This is a genomic window from Trichocoleus sp. DQ-A2, assembly GCF_039961915.1.
Lineage (GTDB): Bacteria > Cyanobacteriota > Cyanobacteriia > Cyanobacteriales > FACHB-T130 > FACHB-T130.
Window position 1 is genome coordinate 177,276 of sequence record NZ_JAMPKD010000007.1, and the last position, 18,166, is coordinate 195,441.

Genomic DNA, 18,166 nt, shown 5'->3' on the forward strand with positions numbered 1-18,166 from the left:
ATTTGTGGCTAATAGCTAATGGCATTGAACAATGAATAATTAGCCATTCGCAATGAGCCGTTAGCGATTTTGACGCCGAAACTCTGCTGGAGTCCAGCGCATGGGTTTTTCTGGGTTCCAAATGCCCTTGCCCATAATTCGAGCATATTCTTGAGCGGTGGTGAGCCGTTGGTCATATTTGTTGTTGAGCGATCGCGGTACAAACACATACCCTTCTACCACCATCTGCTCGTTCAGCAATACCCCATCTTTCCACACATAAGCTAACCGGCGCTCAAACTGGTCTTTGCTCGATCCATCCGACTCTAACAAAACGGATTGTCCGCCAATCAACTGCTTGAGCCGCTCTTGAGCCGCCGATCCCCAAGGCTGCTGTTTCATGTCGGGTGCCTCGATTCCCAGCAGCCGCACTCGCTCTACCAAAGCGGATTGCTTGCTGGTATCCAGCACTTCCAGGGTTTGTCCGGTGACAACCCGCTCCACCTTCACGGTGACGCCTGTCGGAACTTCTTTCGCTTGGCAACCGACCAAGAAAAACCAAAAGCCAAAAGCCAAAAGGCAAAAGAGAAAATTCTTTTGCCTTTTTGTTTTTCGCGATCGCCTTTGGTTATTCTTCATCCAGCGGTAAACCGAAACGGACTTTGCCCTTGCCAAAATAGCGACCGAACTGGAGTTCGTAAACTTCATCCTCATCCTGAGTTTCTACTTCCAAGTCGGAGCGAGGATAACTTACGCAGAGTAGAGCATAGCCTTTGTCGCGCAGTTGCGGAGAAAGCCCCATTGCTTCTGGCTGATGGATTTCCCCTGAGAGGACGCGCACGGCACAGGTGGTACAAGCGCCATTGCGACAGGAAAAAGGCAACTCGACGCTCTGATGCTCGACGCTAGATAGGATATAGCGATCTTCTGGCACCTGAAGGTCATGGTGAGTGCCGGTTTGGCGATTGCGTATCCGAATGGTGTGGTAATTCGTCATAGTTTTAGTGTATTATTAAAAATCGCAGCTTTGAGTTGCACATTTCAAAATAAATAAACCTCTGGAGAGGTGGCCGAGTGGTTGAAGGCGCAGCACTGGAAATGCTGTTTAGGGCAACTTAACGTGGGTTCGAATCCCACCCTCTCCGTTGAAAATCAAAACTCAGCATTGCTGAGAGGCTTATCGCCCTAGAAGTATCCTCTGGGGCGATATTTATTTTTGGGGAGCGCTTCAGTATCAGCGCGTGAATCCCCAGCAGAAAAAGCGATTGGTATTTGATTTTGCAGCAGGAGTGTTGACGTTGGTGGGGTAAGAGCGATCGGATTCAAATTTGACTAGAGAGAAAGACGCGATCGCGCCTTTTGAATAAATTAGAAGTGCCCAATAACAAACAATAAAAAAAGGGTGAGCATTGCCCACCCTAAGACGAATCAATTAACCAACAGCATCGTTTATTTTGCGGGTTGCGCCTTGTTTTGAACCAGCAGCCGCTCAAAACTTAGGGCAAACACTCCCAGCGTCACCAGTACGATGCCGAAAATTGATATCGGCTGTAAAGCATTCTGAGCGCTCGGAATAATCAAAAATGCCAAAACTGCTGTTAACACAGGGCCACTAGAAGCGATAATCGAGGCTCGTGCGGCACCCAAGAAGCGAACGCCAAAGTTATTTAACAAATAGCCCGCTAGAGTTAATATCCCCAAGACAACGCCGCCGATAATCAAACCCAGGCGCTTATCCGGGATAACCTGAACAGCCAAATTTTCTGGTAATGGCAACATCAGACTGATGCTAGCCAGGACAAAGATGGTTGTAAACTGAACCAAGCTGACGGGGACGGGGTGAAGCTTTTGAAAGCCAAGCTGCATAAAAATCAGGTAGAAGGCAAAGGCGATTCCTGAGGCGGCGGCGGTGCCAACTCCCACCCCAGAAATGCTTGCCACCCCACTATTAACCGCCGGGAAGATTTTAGGCCAAGCTGCGAGGATAACACCCAAGGAAATCGTACACATCACTCCAACGCGCAGGAAGGTGGGACGATCGCCAAAAAACAGCCACGCCAGCGGGACTGTAATAATTGGATACATAAACAGAATTGTCACTGCAACCCCTGGGCCAATTTGGGGGATGGCGATATAAATCAGCACTTGCGACAAAAACAGGAAGAAGCCACTCCCGACTACCGTTAAAAGTCCGCGCCGGTCTGGATCTAATAAAAACTTCTTAATATCCCTCCACACGTTGGGATAGAGAACGATGGCAAGTAAAGCCATTAAAGGCAGCACCACCATCATCCGGAACCACAAAATTAACAGCGAGTTGCCCAAACCTAGCTTGATGAATCCTCCCAAGGAAAACAAGTTAAAAATTTGACTTTCTCTGCCAATGATTTGGACAACCACGTTATGAACCGACAGCGCCACGGTAGAAATTAAAATCAACAATAACCCTAACTGACCTTGGGAGCTTGGTTTAGGTTGGTGTGGCGGTGGTAACGGGGCAGCCGGAACCGAGAACGGAATCGCATTCGCTTCTGGAGGCTGTTTGCGATCGCTATAAGCTTGCCCTCCCACCTCTGACTCTGATGGTACTAATGGCAGCGCATCGCTTTCTGCTTGCAGTTGTTCGTGCAGGCGATTGACGAGAGTTTCTAAAATTGCTTCTCCTTGTTGCTCCAAGCCGTGCATCCGCGACAGCTGCTGGGAGAACGAACTTTGATAGCTGCTGATGTCTTGTTGCAGTGTTTTAAAAGTCGTTCTTAGGGTTGTATCCAAGGAAGAGAGGATTCGGTAGGCACTGTCGTTGTAGTCATTTGCCGAGGGCGGCAAATTGGCGCTGCTAGTGCCACCCAGCGGGTGATAGGAGCTGCCTGGTTGCTGGGACAGCCGTTGCATCAGCAGATCTTGCAGGTGTTCTGCGATCGCTTGGGTGAGTTGCCCAACTAAATATTGCTGCTGATCCTGATCAATTTGTTCTTGAGGCAGAGAGCTTTGGGACGAGGGTAATTGCTGACGCTGAGCTTGTAGATGATTGATCTCATCGACCAACCGGGATTTCTCAGCCTGGAGTCGCTCAACGTCTTGATTCAACTGGACGATGAGATTTTGCTTCAGGTTCTCAAGTTCCTGCGTCATCGCCCTCAAAAGAGCCTCTGTTGCCGTAGCATTTCCGGTGTTGTGATTTTCCGGTAGATTGTCCAGTTGCCCCATTAGCGTATAACCTCGGTACGATTGGCTATAACGAAGTGTAGTTTTAACTTAGTTTACTTAAGTCTTGTTAGTATTTCTGATATTTTGGCAGATACACTTTCTGATGGATGTGATTTTGCTCAACTAGGTGTTGTTTCTCTGATGAAGGAAAGTGTTTGATGTTTTGTCATCAATCCTGACAGATTACTCCAAAATTCTGGTGATTTTTAAGAGATTTTTCTGGTGAATTTAATTTTTTTCTAGACTGTTGAATCTTGCAGTGACTGCAAGAAAAACTACTTAGACACTATCCTCCCTCGACATATTGAAGAACAAAGAGGGAGTTTCTTCTTCCCGCGAGCGAGAGACTTTTGGAGGGTTCAGACAACTTTTGCAAGAAGTCTAATATTTTGATCCCTAAAGCCCCAATAAAAGGGGGAAGAAAGTTCGCGCCACGTTTAGAAGCAGAGGTTTGAGCTTTGTAATACGCGGATGAAACAGCGCCGTGTCTCCCTGCCTGAAAGCCAATTGATCGCTGGCATTTAGGATCGAGTTTTTGGACGCGGACGCATTTTCCCCAACAGGGTAGCCGCCGCCGCCTAGAAACTCCTTCCAGAAAGAGTGTATCCCAATCGGGCAACCGGAGAGGGGATGTAAAGTTTTAAATTGAATCCATCAAGTGGAAAATTCCGAATTGTCCCCCTATCTGACGGATAACTAGAAAGATAATTGCCCCCAAACCCGCACTAATGGGAAGGGTAATTAGCCAAGCGAGTCCAATCGATTGCAGCGTTTGGAAGCGGATGGATTTCCAGTCTTTGACTGCACCAATGCCAACCACAGCACCGACAAGGGCGTGGGAGGTGGAGACGGGCAAGCCGAGCCGGGAAGCAAGCAAGATGGTCGTAGCGGTTGCGAGTTCGGCGCAGAAGCCACCGCTCGGCTGGAGGGCAATAATGCCTTCTCCAATTGTCGCAATGACTTTTTTGCCCCAGACGGCAAGACCGGCAACGATACCGGCACCGCCCAATACTAGAATCCAGAGGGGAATGCTAAAGCCAGTGATAGGAACGGAACCTGTGCGATTGATATAAACGATCGCCGCTAAGGGAGCGATCGCGTTGCCAACATCATTGGAACCGTGGGCAAAGGCGACGAAGCAGGCACTTAATAGCTGAAACCGTGCTAGCTGGCGCTCAATGGGATTGAGAATTTTAGATTGGGAGTTTGGGATTTCGCGGTTGTCCGTCTCATTGGCTCCCGCGATAACTCTTGTGTCTACAAGCTGCTCTGCTTCCTCGCGGGCTAATTGTCGCCAGATGAACCGGGTAAGGCCAACTGATGAGATCGCGCCAATCAACAGAGGGATATCGTGGGCAGGAAGGTTGATGCCGAAACGATTTGTCAGCCAGGTATCGATGGGTTGACTCACAGAGGGTAGAACAATCACCCCAAAGACGCCCAGCAACGTCACGCTCAACCAGGGGATCCATTCGCGCAGTTGAAAAAGTGGGTTGGGTTGATCGAGAATCCAACGCTTGACAACGCTGTAGAATAACGCGGCAATCGTGCCACTGATGATCGGCGTTATCACCCAGGCGAAGCTGATTAGACCAATTAATGACCAATCAATGGCACCGACACCCGCCGCCACCCAGCTAAAACCGGCGATCGCACCGACTACCGCATGAGATGATGCGACTGGCAAGCCCAGACTGGTGGCAATTTGCAGCCAGACGCCACAGGCTATCAATACCGAAACCATGCCAATCAGTAGCATCTGAGGTACGGCAGCGAACAGTTCTGGATTGACAACCCCGGTTGCCAGCGTCTCCGATACGGAACGACCAAACAGCACGGCACCTGTAAATTCCAACACTCCGGCAATCACCAATGCCTGCCGTAGGGTGACAGCCTTCGATCCCACCGACGTTCCCATCGAGTTAGCAACGTCGTTTGCGCCCAGATTCCAGGCAACGTAGAAAGCTAGCAGGGCAACAAAAACAATCATGCCGTAAATATAGATATCGACACAGCTAGTTTATCCGGTGAGGGATAGGGGAGCGAACTGAGAACTCAGCGTGCGGCTAACGCCTCGCTTCTCTAACGCGATCGCGCTGAAGGGAGAGGAAGCGGCGATCGGGATTTGAAGCGATGATTTTTACTCAAATCGAGGCAAAATTTGCGCGATTATCACTGCGGATACACGCGCCCAACTCTGTATAAGTATCTATTCAACGATTTGGGAAGACCGACTTCTCAATTGGAGCGGTGTGAGTTTAGTAGGGCTAATTTATGCGTTTTCCTCATGTTGCTGTTTGTACTTTAGCTGCTTTTGTGGCTGGAGGGATGACAGCCCAAGCAAGTGAAAGTCCGAGTTCCGAAGGTTCTCCCCAGGCAGCCGTGACCGATGAGGGGAGTGTTGCCACCCCGATGGTGACTCCTAGAAGTATGACAGCGATCGCTGCCCCAGAAATCCAACCAGAACCACGATTGGCATCCAGGCAGGAATTTGCGCCGCCTTCTCAGAAGGCCCCAGGATTCGCTGTAAGGCAACTTCCGGCATTGACAGCTGCCCCCCAAACTGATTTGCCAGAAATCCCTGAAACTGCGGCGCTTCCCTCAAATAACGTCCTCTCCCAGTTATCAACAGCTTCTGATATTAACCAGTCTGCATCTGAGGAATCCGGGAGGAAAGCTTCTGACTTAGCTTCCTTCCGAAACGGGGAAACCGTCAACGAAGCGGCTGTCAATGAACGAACGATACCCGGTGGAAGTGCATTTACATCCAAGGCTGAAGCACTCCGTCCAGATCGAGCGATCGCTAACTCGTCAACGGTACAAACCAGCCAGTCAATGGCAACGGAACCGAAAGCCGGGAATACCTGTGCCTCCCAAAGCATCAAGAACGTTAAATCCTTAGATAATGCAACTTATCAAGTTGCTCAAGAAGTAAGCACACCGGCTACAGAACGCTGTCCGGGTCCGGAACCTGTTGCGCCGCTAGCGTTGCCAGCACCCATCGAGGAATTTGAAGCTTCGCCCGCCCTGAGCATTTATATCCCAGTTGGCTATGGTGCCGATAGAAACACCGCCTTTATCAGCGGCACCTATCAACCCAACGTGCGAGAAGATAGTGGTTCTGTCGGGGCTGCGGGGATCGGCATCGGCTTAGGCAATGCTGATAAAGCCGTCGGGGTAGAACTATCCTACGCTTTAGCGACAAATGACAGCTTCGGCGAAGGTGGTTTTAATGGCAAGCTGCATCGTCGATTTGGGGGAGATGTATCAGCAGCATTAGGCTGGAATGGCTTTTTAAATATTGGTCACAACGACTTTGAACAATCCAAATATGGAGTTGTTACCAAAGTATTCCGAACGCGAGAATCTCTCAATGATGCTTTCAGCCGCGTTGCTTTTACGGTTGGTGTTGGTGATGGACAGTTCCGTTCCAACGGTGCGGTTGATGCGGGTGAAAACAATATCAATGTATTTGGAAATTTGGCAGTTCGCGTTGTTCGACCTGTTAGTTTGATTGCGGAATGGACAGGACAGGACTTAGCATTGGGTCTTTCCATCGCTCCCTTCAAAAACTTTCCTTTTGTGATTACTCCAGCCTTGCGCGACGTTGCGGGTGCGGGTGATGGCTCTCGATTTGTATTAGGTGTTGGGACAGCATTGAAGTTTTAAGGAGGAGTACCCCAAATGCACACCATAAAATCTCTGGGTTGGGTTGTTGGCTTATCAATTGTGGCGCTGGGTATGGCTGCGCCTGCGAGAGCCGATCGTAGTTATTCTGATATCACGGGAACGAATATCTGGAACAATACGGCACCCGTTTTTGATACTGATGACAAGTTAGATCCGGAACTAACCGCAAATATTACCCGGCTTAACCAAGAGTCAGAAACAGCCTTTCAAGCCTGCGGGGCTGCTCTGACGGAACAAACTCCTGGTACCCGCCGGTTTACTCGACAGCCTCAAACACCACCCCCTGTTCCGCAGGCGTGTCAGCGTCTAGAGGAGTTAAGGACAGAAGTAGAAAACTTGAGAACGACTTTGCAGCAAAAAGACCTTTCCAGAGCCAACTCCGGTTTGCGGACTTGGTAGCGGTTCGGTTGTCAGTTGCACAGTCATTCTAGTGTGAGCAGGAGCAAGAATACGATGAGGCAGATGAAGCGTAAAAACGGTAGAACCACCGGGTTCAAGTGGCTACTGGGAGCGATCGCGGCTGGGTTTATGGGTGTAGCAACGCCCGTTCACGCTGAAGATTTGTTTGGCAATGAAGCTGTCCAGTTCCCGGTGGATACGACGATTGAATTTGAATTCAAAGAGTCCCACGGAGCTTATCGATCAACGCTTGGCGTTGTCAATTTAGATACGGGTGAAGAGACGGTGCTGTTTCAGGAAGTCAAACCCTATGACGGCTTCGGAAGCGAACAGCCTCAGCCTTCCTCGCCCGGTCAAAATAATATTGGCACGGCAATCGATTTTCTGGGGACAGTTGATGGGGGAGCTGTAGAAAATCGACTCAGCGAATATACTTTTAAAGCGAATACCCGGTATGCTTTCTACCTGGAATCTGTTAGCCCTACAGGTCAAACTCGCCGCAGTGTCAGATCCACCACTAACTTGGCAGCTGCGTTTAATGGCAGTTTAGATGGTGGCACGAACGAAGAAATTACTGGCGTTCGCATCGCCTGGGATGATACAGGGCTACCCCAACCAGGAAAAGATGAGGATTTCGATGACTTCGTGATTGAGGCGGGAGGTTTTCCACCCGTTCCCTGCCCACCAATCCGCTAATCGCAATTTCATTATTTTGATCCCCCAAATTTACTCCCTTCAAAAGAGGAGGTAAATTTGGGGGATTTGGTTGTAAGTCAATATCAATTAACGAGAGCGATCGCGCTGAAAAGAGATGAGGATGCGAACTGACAAGTCAGCGCTTCGCGATCGCTCCCAGTTATCCCAGCCACTTACACTCAAACAGAATAGAGATTGTTTGGCAAATCAGTATTCCTTTGAGAGAATATTATCGTTGACATTCCTCCAAAGGAATATTAGACTGAGAGGTAGCAAATGGCTTGGACTTGGGAACTGTATCAGGACGGGAGTGGAGAGATCCCAAAGGATCTGCTGGCTTTCTTTGTCGGACTCATGCCGCCAGATGAGTTGCCCTCCGATCCGCCTGTGCCAGTGCTAACTCTGTCAGAAACCAAGAGGCTGCAAGTTAATCTTGTCCGCTTGTGCAACAAAGGCTTGTTGTCTCTGACTAGCGACATCTTCGAGAAGTTAGAGGATGACCTGTATGAGTTTCGCATGACCAAGAGCGAACATAATCCCCGGTTCGTTCTGACTCCTGCGACTCCGCAGCGTTTTGTGGTGCTGCACGCTTTTATGAAGAAATACGACGGTGGCATCCGTGACAGAGACAAGGAACCAGCAAGGATTAGACTGCGTGAGTTGAAAAGTAGGGAAGGGCGATGAAAAAGTACGACTTTCAAGAATGGCTCAACGCGAAAATTAGCGATGACCCAGAGGTAATTCTGGCGGGTAAGTTGGAATACCTGCGGTTGTACTTGACTGATGCTATGCGCGAGTTGCGGACTCAGGCGGGACTAACTCAGGCACAGTTAGCCGAAAAGTTGGGAGTGAAGCAAGCGGCAGTGTCTAAGCTGGAGTCGGCACTGAAGGATCATGAGTTGGAGTCGGTGCTGCACTACCTACATACTTTGGGTGCGGATTTATTGGTGGCTGTCAAGCAGGGAGACGAACTCTATCAGGTAAGCGATAACGAAGAGGTGGTGCTGGTAGACTTAGGCGCGGAAGTTGTCCAGCTAGCTGAGGCAGAGGGGATGAGTCTCCGGGAGTATGTGCAGGCGGCGGTTCGGCACTTCTCGCACAAAGGTGTCTCAGTCATCAAGTCTGTGACGGCGTTTCTGGAGAGTGATGACTCGGTGGCTGTACGGGTACGGGAGAGATTGGGAGCGCGATCGCTTTCTGAAATTGCCGCCGAGTTGGAAAAATGCCTGACCATCCCAGAAGAAGATGACCGACTCTGTGCTGTCAAGAATCTCTTAGCTGGTAGCGTTGCTGCTGTCGGCACTAACCGCAATTCAAGCGATGATAATGATGAAATCGAACTCCTAGATTTAGCAGAAAGCTTGCTAGAGAAATTAGCCGATGTTTTGCAATAATCTTAAGAGCAAAATCTGCTAACTCTCTGTTTATAAAGCTATGTTTTTTGAATTCTAACCTTTAGATAAAAAGCATCACAAGGAAAGAATATGACGCGAGACAAGGGTAATCTGATTATCCCCACCGTTGCTGATGTTCAGGCATTTAGTCACAGCATTGGTGTCAGCGGAATTACTATCACGCCTGGGTATGAGAAGTGGTGGAATGTTCTGCATGAAATTGGTCATTTTGCGGTCAAGCCAGATGGTTACATCGCCCTGTGGCGGCAGCATGGGGGGCTGGGAGTTCCTCAAATGAATTGGTTTAACAGTAATGGGGTTGTTAAGCCAGATGACCCGACACCTGATGAATGGGGAGCGAGAGCTTGGTGTCTGTTAGCCTTGGAATTCAACGGCTGGGTCAGTCCCCTGGATTGCGGCAAATGGCCTGCTTCTAATGACTGGGAAGGTCGTAGTCGGAATAATCCCTATTTGTGGATGAGGAATCAAGTCACCAGCCCTCGCCATCCGTTCTACAAAAATGGATTTGAGCAGTTAGAAGCGGTGGGAATTGACTTCAGTAGAGGCATTTCGCGCCCCACCCAAGAGTTAGTAACTGTTGGGTGGCAGCCAGTATTGGGGTGGCACTCCCGTCAAAGTGCCTGAGATGACTAAGATTTTAAGGTTAAGTGAACGATATGGCAAAAGGATTCGGTACTGGAAAGCCAAAAAAGAGTAAACAATATCAAAAATCCTATGTAAATTTCTTACTTGAGGTATTGCAGGTAATCGCAGAAAGCAATGGTGATCCACAAGTGGTTTATCCACTGCTGGAAGCGAATTTGGACAAACTTGATGATCAATTTGCGGCTTTGCTGCGAAGTAGGATAACGGCTCCTAGGTTTGAATCGGAACAAAATCTAGTACAGGGTATTGGAGTCGCTCTCATACATTTCAGTAGCCTGATGCGACAGTTTTCGCTAGGCATAAAGGCGAACAACCTGGAGATTGCGATTACAGGCTATGAGGTCGTTACCACTATCTTTACCCGTGAAGCATCCCCAGAAAATTGGGCTATGGCTCAATATAACCTGGGCAACGCCTACCGTGAGCGCATCTTGGACAAGCGAGTCTCAAATCTAGAGCTAGCGATTCAGTGTTATGACCGAGCGTTGCAAGTCTACACCAATCATGCTTTTCCTGAATACTGGGCAAGAATACAAAGTAATCTGGGTACTGCCTATGGAAACCGCATCATAGGCGACAAAGCATCGAACCTGGAGTTAGCAATTGAATGCTACAACCAAGCACTGCAAGTCTACACTCGTGAAGCATTTCCTCAAAACTGGGCAGGAACTCAAAACAATTTGGGTACTGCCTATGGAAACCGCATCATAGGCGACAAAGCATCGAACCTGGAGTTAGCAATTGAATGCTACAACCAAGCATTGCAAGTCTACACTCGTGAGGCGTTTCCCCAGGAATGGGGAGGAACTCAAAACAATTTGGGCAATGCTTACCACAGTCGCATTTTAGGAGATCGCAAGTCGAATTTGGATTTAGCGATTCAGTGCTTAGAAGCAGCTTTGCAAGTTTGCACTCGTGAGGCGTTTCCCCAGGAATGGGCAAGAACCCAAAACCACCTGGGACTTGCTTATAGAGACCGCATCTCAGGCGACCAATGGTCGAATTTGGAGTTAGCGATTCAGTGCTTAGAAGCAGCATTACAAGTTTATACCTGTGAGGCATTTCCCCAAGCATGGGCAGCAATTCAGAGTAATTTAGGTGTTGTCTACTGCGATCGCATCTTAGGAGATAAAGAATCGAGTCTAGAGTTAGCAATTAAATGCTACAAGCGAGCTTTGCAAATCTATACCTTTGAGGACTTTCCCTACCAATGGGCAGATACTCAAACTAATCTGGGTAATGCCTACCGCGATCGCATATTAGGAGACGGTGTGTCCAGTTTAGAGTCGGCGGACTCTCAGAGAACAATGGGTGAACTATTTGTTCGCTCAATAATAGACTCGGCATCAAATCTGAAGTCAGCTGTTCAGTGCTATGAAATGGCACTACAAGTCTATACCCGTGAAGGCTTTCCGAGGAACTGGGCAGGAATTCAAAACAATCTGGGACTTTACTATTGCAAGCTGCAAAACATTCCAGAGGCATTACAGGTATTTCGATTGGCGTTGGCAATCCACTCTCCTACTACTGACCCAGTAGAGTGCCTCAAAACTGGACGTAACCTGGGCAACGCCGCCTTTGCCGCTACGCTATGGACAGAAGCTACCCAAGGCTATGCTGCTGCTATTGATGCTATAGAACAAAGCCGCACTTGGACAACTTCTGAATCACGCCGTCAAGAGATTCTGGCAGAGTCCATTGGCATCTACGAAAACATGGTGCAAGCCTGCATCAATAATGGTCAACTGGAAAAAGCCATTGAGACTGTTGAGCGATCGCGTTCCAAGCGCCTCGTAGATTTGATGGCTAGTAATGACCTCTACCAAGGCGGCGAAATTCCCCCAGAAGTCAAAGCGTTATTGCAGCAGTTTGATGGCTTGCAACAGCGAATTGACCAAGAACGGTTTAAATACAATTCTGACAATAAGAGCGGAGAAATTAGCAAAGGCGATCGCGCTTCCTTCCAAGCCAAAACACAAGCGATCGCATCTTTAGAAGCTGAGAAACAGCAAATCTGGGAACAACTCAGACGCCTAGACCCCGTACTAGCTGGTGAGATTCAAGTTATAGCTCCTGACTTTTCGGCGATGCAGAAGCTCATCGACCAACCTACTACTGCTATCCTCAGCTTCTATAGCACCAGTAACGATACTCATATATTTGTACTGCGGAAAAACCAGATCGCCTGCCACACTTGTACTGGAGAAGGCATGGCAACACTGCAATCTTGGATTTTGCAGAACTGGTTAAAACTCTACGTCGAAGATGGAAACACTTGGAAGTCCCAAATTAGTAATTTCTTAGTCGAACTGGCTCAACGCTTGCAAATCAATGACCTTATTTCTCAGCACCTACAGGACATTACCGAACTGATTTTAGTGCCTCACTTGGCGCTGCATCAGATTCCCTTTGCTGCTTTGCCCCTTGGAGAAGGTCAATATTTGGGAGATAAGTTTCTCATTCGCTATACCCCCAGTTGCCAAGTTTTGGAATTTTGCCAACAACGGGGCGAAGTAGAAGGAAATCTCACCTACGGCACCGTGGAAGATGCTACCGAAGACCTACCCGTTGCGAATTTTGAGGGTGAACAAATTGCGAAAATTTACAATATTCCTGAAAGCGATCGCTTAAGAGGTCGCAGCCAAGCTACGACAAGCAACTATCGTCAGATGGCTTCACGAGTTCAGGTGCTTCACTCCAGCCATCATGCTGAATCCTGCCTCGATAATCCTCTTAACTCCCAGTTGAAATTGGCTGATGGTAATATCACCTTGGGGCAGTTGATGACTCCAGGCTGGCGGCTGCCTAATCTTTCTGATGTGTTTCTCTCTTGTTGCGAAACTGGTTTGGGCGTGCCGGAAATAACGGATGATATTCTCACCCTTTCCACAGGTTTTTTATGTGCTGGTGCCAGAAGTGTTGTCAGTACACTTTGGTCAGTCGATGACTTAGCCACAGCATTATTTTCCATTTTTTACTATCAGCATCGACAACAAGATAAAAGCCGCCCCGAATCTCTGCAACAAGCTCAAATCAAACTGCGTGAACTGAACAAAGATGATATTAAAAAAATATCGAGTCAGACACTCGTCGCATGGAAAGAAACAAAAAGCAAGCGAGATCAATATCAGCCTGGTTCATCTGACTATGTGGAGTGTAATCGTAAACATCAGATCTACGGTGTAGTCATAGGACAGCTTAACCCACACAAAAATTCTTTAGATGAATATGCCTTCTCACATCATCGCTACTGGGCTGCTTTCACCTGCCAAGGCTTGCGATGATTGTACTCTATATAACAGTGAGGAATAGGCACGATCTCTTTCAGTTCACCTTTCAATATGATGGGGTTTGAAAGGCGCAATCGCTCTCATCTTCTAATTGATGAGTAGATATATAGAGCTAAATTCCCAAAGCGATCCAGATGAGCTAGCGATCGCCTTTATAGGGTAATAAACATAGCATTATTGAGGCTGCCGTGTCTCCTCGTCCGTAGCAGGTGGCAGAGCGAAATTGCCCCAAGAAAGTTTCGTTGTTGTATCAATATCTAACAGAAATAAGGTTAGAGAAGTTTCTGGTTGAGAAATGACAGCAACGTGACTGGCTATCCCTAGGGTATTAGCGTGACGAAAGGATTCGGGTAAGACTCGGATGGTGGATAAGGGAACATCTATCAAAGCGGGAACGGTTTCAACCGGGATACCATACAACTCGCTTTCGGTATTTTGAAGAACGATCAGGTAGGCTCCCTGAAGGGTTTCGTGGGTTGAGTTGGATGAAAATAACCGCTGCTGTAAATCCAAAACGGTCACTTCGCGATCGCCTACATGAGCAATACCGACTCCATTCAGTTCGCTGCCAAAAATTTGGGTAGAATTCAGCACTTTGTAGATAGACTCAATCCGCAAACCCAAGTTTAAGCTACCAATGCTAAACACAAGCACTTTAATAGCGGGTACAGACGCGGAAACATCTAACCGATCGAAATCTGGGGGGTTTGAGTTGATTAAAGTGCTATTCATGCCTTTTTTTCAGGGGAAAGTAGGATTCATCCCTCCCGATTCACCCAGAGGGTTGGGGTGGGTTTCTGGACTGTAATTGATGTTTTTAAAAACATTGAGATGCTCTCATTATTATGAGCTACGAACGGCAGCTCCTAAAGATCCACTTTTTTCAAAAAGGGCTTTGAGGGCTGCTAAGAATTCTTGCTCTAAGTAAGGTTTGCTAAAGTAAGCACTGGCTCCCAAGTGAGTTGCTAATTGTCGATGTTTTTCACTACTACGGGAAGTCAGCATCGCTACGGGTATTTTTGATAGCTGCGGATCTTGACGACGATGGTTAAGAAATTCAAAGCCATTTAGATTCGGCATTTCTACATCGCAAACTACCATTTGAATGTTGGAATTTTGCTGTAACTGTTCGATGGCTTCCCGTCCATCTCTTGCTTGTAAGACGCGGTATCCTGCTTTTTGGAGTGTTAAAGCTAAAGTTTGTCTCAGGGTAATGGAGTCATCTACGATTAATATCAAAGGCGATTTAGCTGTGTTTACGGATACTTTAGTTTTGTCAATTGATGCAGTTTGGATGGGGGAAGCAGTTGGCAGATCGGTGAAAGTAGTCGTAGCGATCGCGTTCTTACTTTGCCCAACCATCTGGGTGAGAAGCGTTGCCCCATCAATTACCGGAATCAGGCTCCCATCTCCTAAAATCGTGCAACCGTAAATATAACTTGGAGGCGCGATCGCTGCACCAAAGGGTTTAATCACCAATTCTTGCTCTGTGACCAAGCGATCGATTTCTAAGGCAAGAATTTGGTTGTCTCGGCGGATTAGCAGCATCGGTGGGGCCCAAGCTTCGGGAGTGGGAACGGCGACTAAAGCTTGGCTGGGAATTGATTCAGGCAACGGACAACTATAGTCCAGTAATTCTGATAAGTGATAGACAGGAACGATTCGCTTGCGCCAGTGCAAGAATCTCTGTTTTCCAGAGTGCTTCATCTGGTCAGTTTTCGGAATGACGATCTCTTCAATGCTGTCAGCGGGGAAGGCGTAAGCAGTGGAACCAACCAAGCAGACGAGTAATTTGGCAATCGTCAGCGTCAGCGGGATGCGTAAGGTAAAGGTGGTACCTTTTCCAGGCGTGGTCGTGACGGTGATGGTGCCTTTGAGCGATCGCAGTTGCGATCGCGCCACATCTAATCCCACACCTCGACCCGACAGTTCGCTGACTTGAGCCGCAGTGGAAAATCCTGGCTCAAATAGTAAATCTAAAAGTCGAGTGGTTGAAGTTGTAACCACTTGTTCTGGTGAAAGCAACCCCAACTCTAGTGCTTTCAAACGGATGCGTTCTAGGTTGACTCCTTGACCGTCATCCCGTACTTCAATAATCGTGTGACTCCCCTGATGATAAGCCTGAATTTCAATCTGACCCCGCTCCGGTTTCCCTTGCTGACGGCGTACTTCTGGTGGCTCAATCCCGTGATCGAAGGCATTGCGGAGCAAGTGCAGTAAAGGATCGTTGAGTTTTTCTAAAGCGGCTTTATCAACTAAAACTCCCGTCCCGCTTAATTTCAGCTCGACTGGCTTTTTGTATTTTGTGGAAAGGTCGCGCAAAACTCTAGGAAAGCGGCTCAACACTTCGCGCAGGGGAAGCATCCGCGCCCACATCAAATCATCCCGCAAGTGGGCGATCATTTGACGTTGACTTTCTAAAGTTTGGCTTGACTGTCCAGCTAAGTGTGCCACATCCCCGACGATTTCTTCGAGTTGCACCATCTCTTCGAGGCTCTCTTGCACCATTGAGTGCAATGCTCCATAGCTGTCCATCTCTAGGGAGTCAAACGAAGAAGTTAGGGGTGTAGAGGTGCTAGAAGACAGGAGATTTTGCTCTATATTTTCCTCGGTTTCAGACGCAGGAAATCGCGTTTTTACATCCGGCTTTTCTGCTTTTCGAGATGCGATTTGCTGGTCTGACGCAATAGAATGGCGTTCTGGAGCCACTATCATCTGGTCTGATAAATCGCGCAGATGATTGGCGATTTCCTGAAATTTAGTAAACCGCCGCAGCAGTTCTTGTACCGTTGCTTGCAGTTGTTCGTTTTGGAGGAAAAGACCGTTTCGGTTAATGGCAAGTTCACCCACCAAGTTATTCATTCGTTCCAGTCGATCTAAGTCAACTCGAACAGAAAGTTGGGGAGTAGAATTGGTAGGGACAATGGTTTCTTTCTTCTTGTCTTTGGCAGCAGGCAATTTAGCGGGTCTAGAAGTTTTAGGCGCTGCTTTGTCGATTTCAGACTGAATTATCTGAGGCGAATTTTCTGTGTTGACTAGATTGACCGGAAGCTCGGTTACGGAAGGCAAACTATCAAATAATTGCTCGATTTCCTGAACAACTGCTTGAATATTCGTTGAGGATTTTGTTGCAATTAATTCTGAGTGTAGTTCTGGAGCTGGGGGAGAAATAGTAACTAGGTTAGTTTCTTCAACAGCTAGCTCTAATTCAGGAATTTCCTCAATCAGCGCCATCGGCTCAGCTACTTCATAAGAAGATGAGTTTTCAATTTCTATCTCTGGTAAATTTGAGGCAAAACTACCAAAAACTTCATCTAGAGAAGGAGGGGAAGCGAGGATTTCTTCTTGAGCGATTAACTCAAATTCTTGATTTAGATTAGCTGCTGGTAGCGCCGGAAGTTTCAGCCCGTCGAAAGATGAATTATTATAAAAATCTGTAATTTCTGCTGTTAATTTTGAATCCTTAAAAATTTTATCTGAAGTTTGTTTCTGTTTTCGCTCGTCTAAGTTTGGTTTGAGACTTTCCTCATCTGTAGTTAAGGTTAGATGCTCAAGTTCATCAACTTTGAGAAGAGGGAGTTGATTTTGAGTTGATAGGCTGGAATCTGAGAAATCAAGAATTTCGTCGAAAGCAGCGATAGAAGTTAGCGTTTCCCCTGGAATGCCTAACTCGGTTTCGGAAATTTCTTCAGATGTGAATAGTGCCGAAACGTCTAGGAAATCTTCATTGATTTCAGAAGGGAGGACAGAGCTACCAAAAATATCTTCAATAGAAGAAAAGGAAAAGGAGAGCGCTGATTCCTCTTCATCTTCAGTCAGTGTCAGTAGCTCTAATTCGGGAGCCAGTTGGACGCCTGTAACCGTTGCTACGGGCGAAGTTTGAACAGGAGAAGTAGCAGCAAGTTTTGTTAAAGCGGTAGAGGGAGAACCGCCAAGCAAGCGATCGCCTGCGAGTACGCCTTCTCTAGCTGCTAGAAAATCAGCTAATGCCAGTTGAGCAATCTGCAAGGCTTGTTCGGGATGAGCATCGAGCGCCGCCAAAGTAGTTTGCGCGATCGCTCCAAATCCTGGCAAACTTAATAATTCTGCGATGCCGGTAAATACATCAGCGAGTGCCCGCAATTCTCCGGCTACTTGATTGCTCTCAGGATGGGCTAAAACATGAGTGAGGCGCTCTAGTTCTTGCGCCACGTCCACTTCAAATATCGATAAGGTGATATCAATTCCCAATTCCACCGCATTGGGTAAAACTTCCTCTCCGGTGAGGAAATCTCCTAATTGCGCCTCAATTTTGGCAAACACGGGTTCGGCGATCGCGATCGCCTGTTCTGCGTTGAAATGACCCGCCAGAATCTGCTCCGTTAAAGGGAGGCGGAGACAATCATAGGCTTGCAGCAATAAGCTTTCTAGTTCGGCATCAATCTCTAACTCTTTGTTGTGGAGCGCCTTAAAGATGTCTTCAAGGCGGTGAGCTATCGTTTTGATTGTTTCGAGTCCCACGCAAGCAGATCCCCCTTTAATCGAGTGAGCCGCACGCATGAGACTGTGAATTTTAGCAGTAGTCCGCTCTGTCTTGAGCGTCAGCAGTTCCGATTCGATGACCTGCAACAGCTCTGGAGCTTCTTGAATGAAGAACTGATAGGCTTGGTCGCGGATATCAGAGTCGAGCGCCATAATACTGAATTGGTAATTGGTAATTAGTAATTGGTAATTGGGGAATAGGCGTATGGGAATTGGGAATTGGTAATTGATAATTGGGGAAAAGGGGTTTAGTAATTAATAATTGGCTGGATTCTTCCCCCTACCAATTACCCATTACCAATTACCCATTACCAATTACCCATT

At 47.7% G+C, this 18,166-nt stretch carries 13 protein-coding genes and 1 tRNA gene; 8 read left to right on the forward strand and 6 right to left on the reverse strand.

Annotated features, from left to right (window positions below):
- Positions 1 to 60 precede the first annotated feature (60 nt).
- Both NC997_RS09055 and NC997_RS09060 read right to left on the reverse strand, forming a co-directional pair.
- Positions 61 to 555, reverse strand: a complete 495-nt coding sequence (locus tag NC997_RS09055; protein ID WP_242033038.1) for a thermonuclease family protein — start codon at positions 553 to 555, stop codon at positions 61 to 63.
- Positions 556 to 607: 52 nt separating this feature from the next.
- Positions 608 to 976 carry a 2Fe-2S iron-sulfur cluster-binding protein gene (locus NC997_RS09060; RefSeq protein WP_190414758.1) on the reverse strand — a complete coding sequence of 123 codons (369 nt, stop codon included), beginning with the start codon at positions 974 to 976 and terminating at the stop codon, positions 608 to 610.
- A gap of 63 nt (positions 977 to 1,039) precedes the next feature.
- Here NC997_RS09060 and NC997_RS09065 point away from each other — a divergent pair.
- Positions 1,040 to 1,124, forward strand: a tRNA-Ser gene (locus tag NC997_RS09065).
- Between the two features lie 304 nt (positions 1,125 to 1,428).
- Here the strand turns inward: NC997_RS09065 and NC997_RS09070 are convergent.
- Together NC997_RS09070 and NC997_RS09075 are read right to left on the reverse strand one after the other, a co-directional pair.
- Complete coding sequence (locus NC997_RS09070) at positions 1,429 to 3,186, reverse strand: EamA family transporter (RefSeq protein ID WP_190527459.1); 1,758 nt, start codon at positions 3,184 to 3,186, stop codon at positions 1,429 to 1,431.
- Positions 3,187 to 3,826: 640 nt separating this feature from the next.
- The gene (locus tag NC997_RS09075; protein WP_190527461.1) at positions 3,827 to 5,176 is read right to left on the reverse strand and encodes an inorganic phosphate transporter; all 1,350 of its coding nucleotides are present in this window, start codon (positions 5,174 to 5,176) and stop codon (positions 3,827 to 3,829) included.
- 284 nt (positions 5,177 to 5,460) lie between these two features.
- Here NC997_RS09075 and NC997_RS09080 point away from each other — a divergent pair, with 284 nt between their 5' ends.
- The 7 genes from NC997_RS09080 (at position 5,461) to NC997_RS09110 (ending at position 13,315) form a co-directional block, all read left to right on the forward strand.
- Positions 5,461 to 6,855, forward strand: coding sequence for a hypothetical protein (locus tag NC997_RS09080; RefSeq protein ID WP_190527463.1), 1,395 nt, complete (start codon positions 5,461 to 5,463; stop codon positions 6,853 to 6,855).
- 15 nt (positions 6,856 to 6,870) lie between these two features.
- Complete coding sequence (locus NC997_RS09085; protein WP_190527464.1) at positions 6,871 to 7,275, forward strand: hypothetical protein; 405 nt, start codon at positions 6,871 to 6,873, stop codon at positions 7,273 to 7,275.
- 54 nt (positions 7,276 to 7,329) lie between these two features.
- On the forward strand, positions 7,330 to 7,971 hold the full coding sequence (locus NC997_RS09090; protein ID WP_190428687.1) for a hypothetical protein: 642 nt from the start codon (positions 7,330 to 7,332) through the stop codon (positions 7,969 to 7,971).
- 276 nt (positions 7,972 to 8,247) lie between these two features.
- Entirely contained in the window at positions 8,248 to 8,655 is a 408-nt protein-coding gene (locus NC997_RS09095) for a type II toxin-antitoxin system RelE/ParE family toxin (RefSeq protein ID WP_190527466.1), read from the forward strand.
- Entirely contained in the window at positions 8,652 to 9,365 is a 714-nt protein-coding gene (locus NC997_RS09100; RefSeq protein WP_190527468.1) for a helix-turn-helix domain-containing protein, read from the forward strand. The genes NC997_RS09095 and NC997_RS09100 overlap by 4 nt, the downstream gene beginning before the upstream one ends.
- A gap of 90 nt (positions 9,366 to 9,455) precedes the next feature.
- Positions 9,456 to 10,010 (forward strand): hypothetical protein, encoded by a 555-nt coding sequence (locus NC997_RS09105; protein WP_190527470.1) that lies wholly within the window; start codon positions 9,456 to 9,458, stop codon positions 10,008 to 10,010.
- Positions 10,011 to 10,042: 32 nt separating this feature from the next.
- Entirely contained in the window at positions 10,043 to 13,315 is a 3,273-nt protein-coding gene (locus tag NC997_RS09110; protein WP_190527472.1) for a CHAT domain-containing protein, read from the forward strand.
- A 180-nt stretch (positions 13,316 to 13,495) separates the two neighbouring features.
- On the opposite strand, the gene NC997_RS09115 is transcribed toward NC997_RS09110, so the two are convergent.
- Positions 13,496 to 14,053 (reverse strand): chemotaxis protein CheW, encoded by a 558-nt coding sequence (locus NC997_RS09115; RefSeq protein ID WP_190527474.1) that lies wholly within the window; start codon positions 14,051 to 14,053, stop codon positions 13,496 to 13,498.
- 111 nt (positions 14,054 to 14,164) lie between these two features.
- Positions 14,165 to 17,995, reverse strand: coding sequence for a response regulator (locus NC997_RS09120; protein ID WP_190527476.1), 3,831 nt, complete (start codon positions 17,993 to 17,995; stop codon positions 14,165 to 14,167).
- Positions 17,996 to 18,166: the final 171 nt, after the last annotated feature.

What these genes read in the sequence shown, in the direction of transcription:
- NC997_RS09060 (WP_190414758.1), bottom strand. Translation starts at nt 976, where the DNA reads ATGACGAATTACCACACCATTCGGATACGCAATCGCCAAACCGGCACT.
- NC997_RS09070 (WP_190527459.1), bottom strand. Translation starts at nt 3,186, where the DNA reads ATGGGGCAACTGGACAATCTACCGGAAAATCACAACACCGGAAATGCT.
- NC997_RS09075 (WP_190527461.1), bottom strand. Translation starts at nt 5,176, where the DNA reads ATGATTGTTTTTGTTGCCCTGCTAGCTTTCTACGTTGCCTGGAATCTG.
- NC997_RS09080 (WP_190527463.1), top strand. Translation starts at nt 5,461, where the DNA reads ATGCGTTTTCCTCATGTTGCTGTTTGTACTTTAGCTGCTTTTGTGGCT.
- NC997_RS09085 (WP_190527464.1), top strand. Translation starts at nt 6,871, where the DNA reads ATGCACACCATAAAATCTCTGGGTTGGGTTGTTGGCTTATCAATTGTG.
- NC997_RS09090 (WP_190428687.1), top strand. Translation starts at nt 7,330, where the DNA reads ATGAGGCAGATGAAGCGTAAAAACGGTAGAACCACCGGGTTCAAGTGG.
- NC997_RS09095 (WP_190527466.1), top strand. Translation starts at nt 8,248, where the DNA reads ATGGCTTGGACTTGGGAACTGTATCAGGACGGGAGTGGAGAGATCCCA.
- NC997_RS09100 (WP_190527468.1), top strand. Translation starts at nt 8,652, where the DNA reads ATGAAAAAGTACGACTTTCAAGAATGGCTCAACGCGAAAATTAGCGAT.
- NC997_RS09105 (WP_190527470.1), top strand. Translation starts at nt 9,456, where the DNA reads ATGACGCGAGACAAGGGTAATCTGATTATCCCCACCGTTGCTGATGTT.
- NC997_RS09110 (WP_190527472.1), top strand. Translation starts at nt 10,043, where the DNA reads ATGGCAAAAGGATTCGGTACTGGAAAGCCAAAAAAGAGTAAACAATAT.
- NC997_RS09115 (WP_190527474.1), bottom strand. Translation starts at nt 14,053, where the DNA reads ATGAATAGCACTTTAATCAACTCAAACCCCCCAGATTTCGATCGGTTA.
- NC997_RS09120 (WP_190527476.1), bottom strand. Translation starts at nt 17,995, where the DNA reads ATGGCGCTCGACTCTGATATCCGCGACCAAGCCTATCAGTTCTTCATT.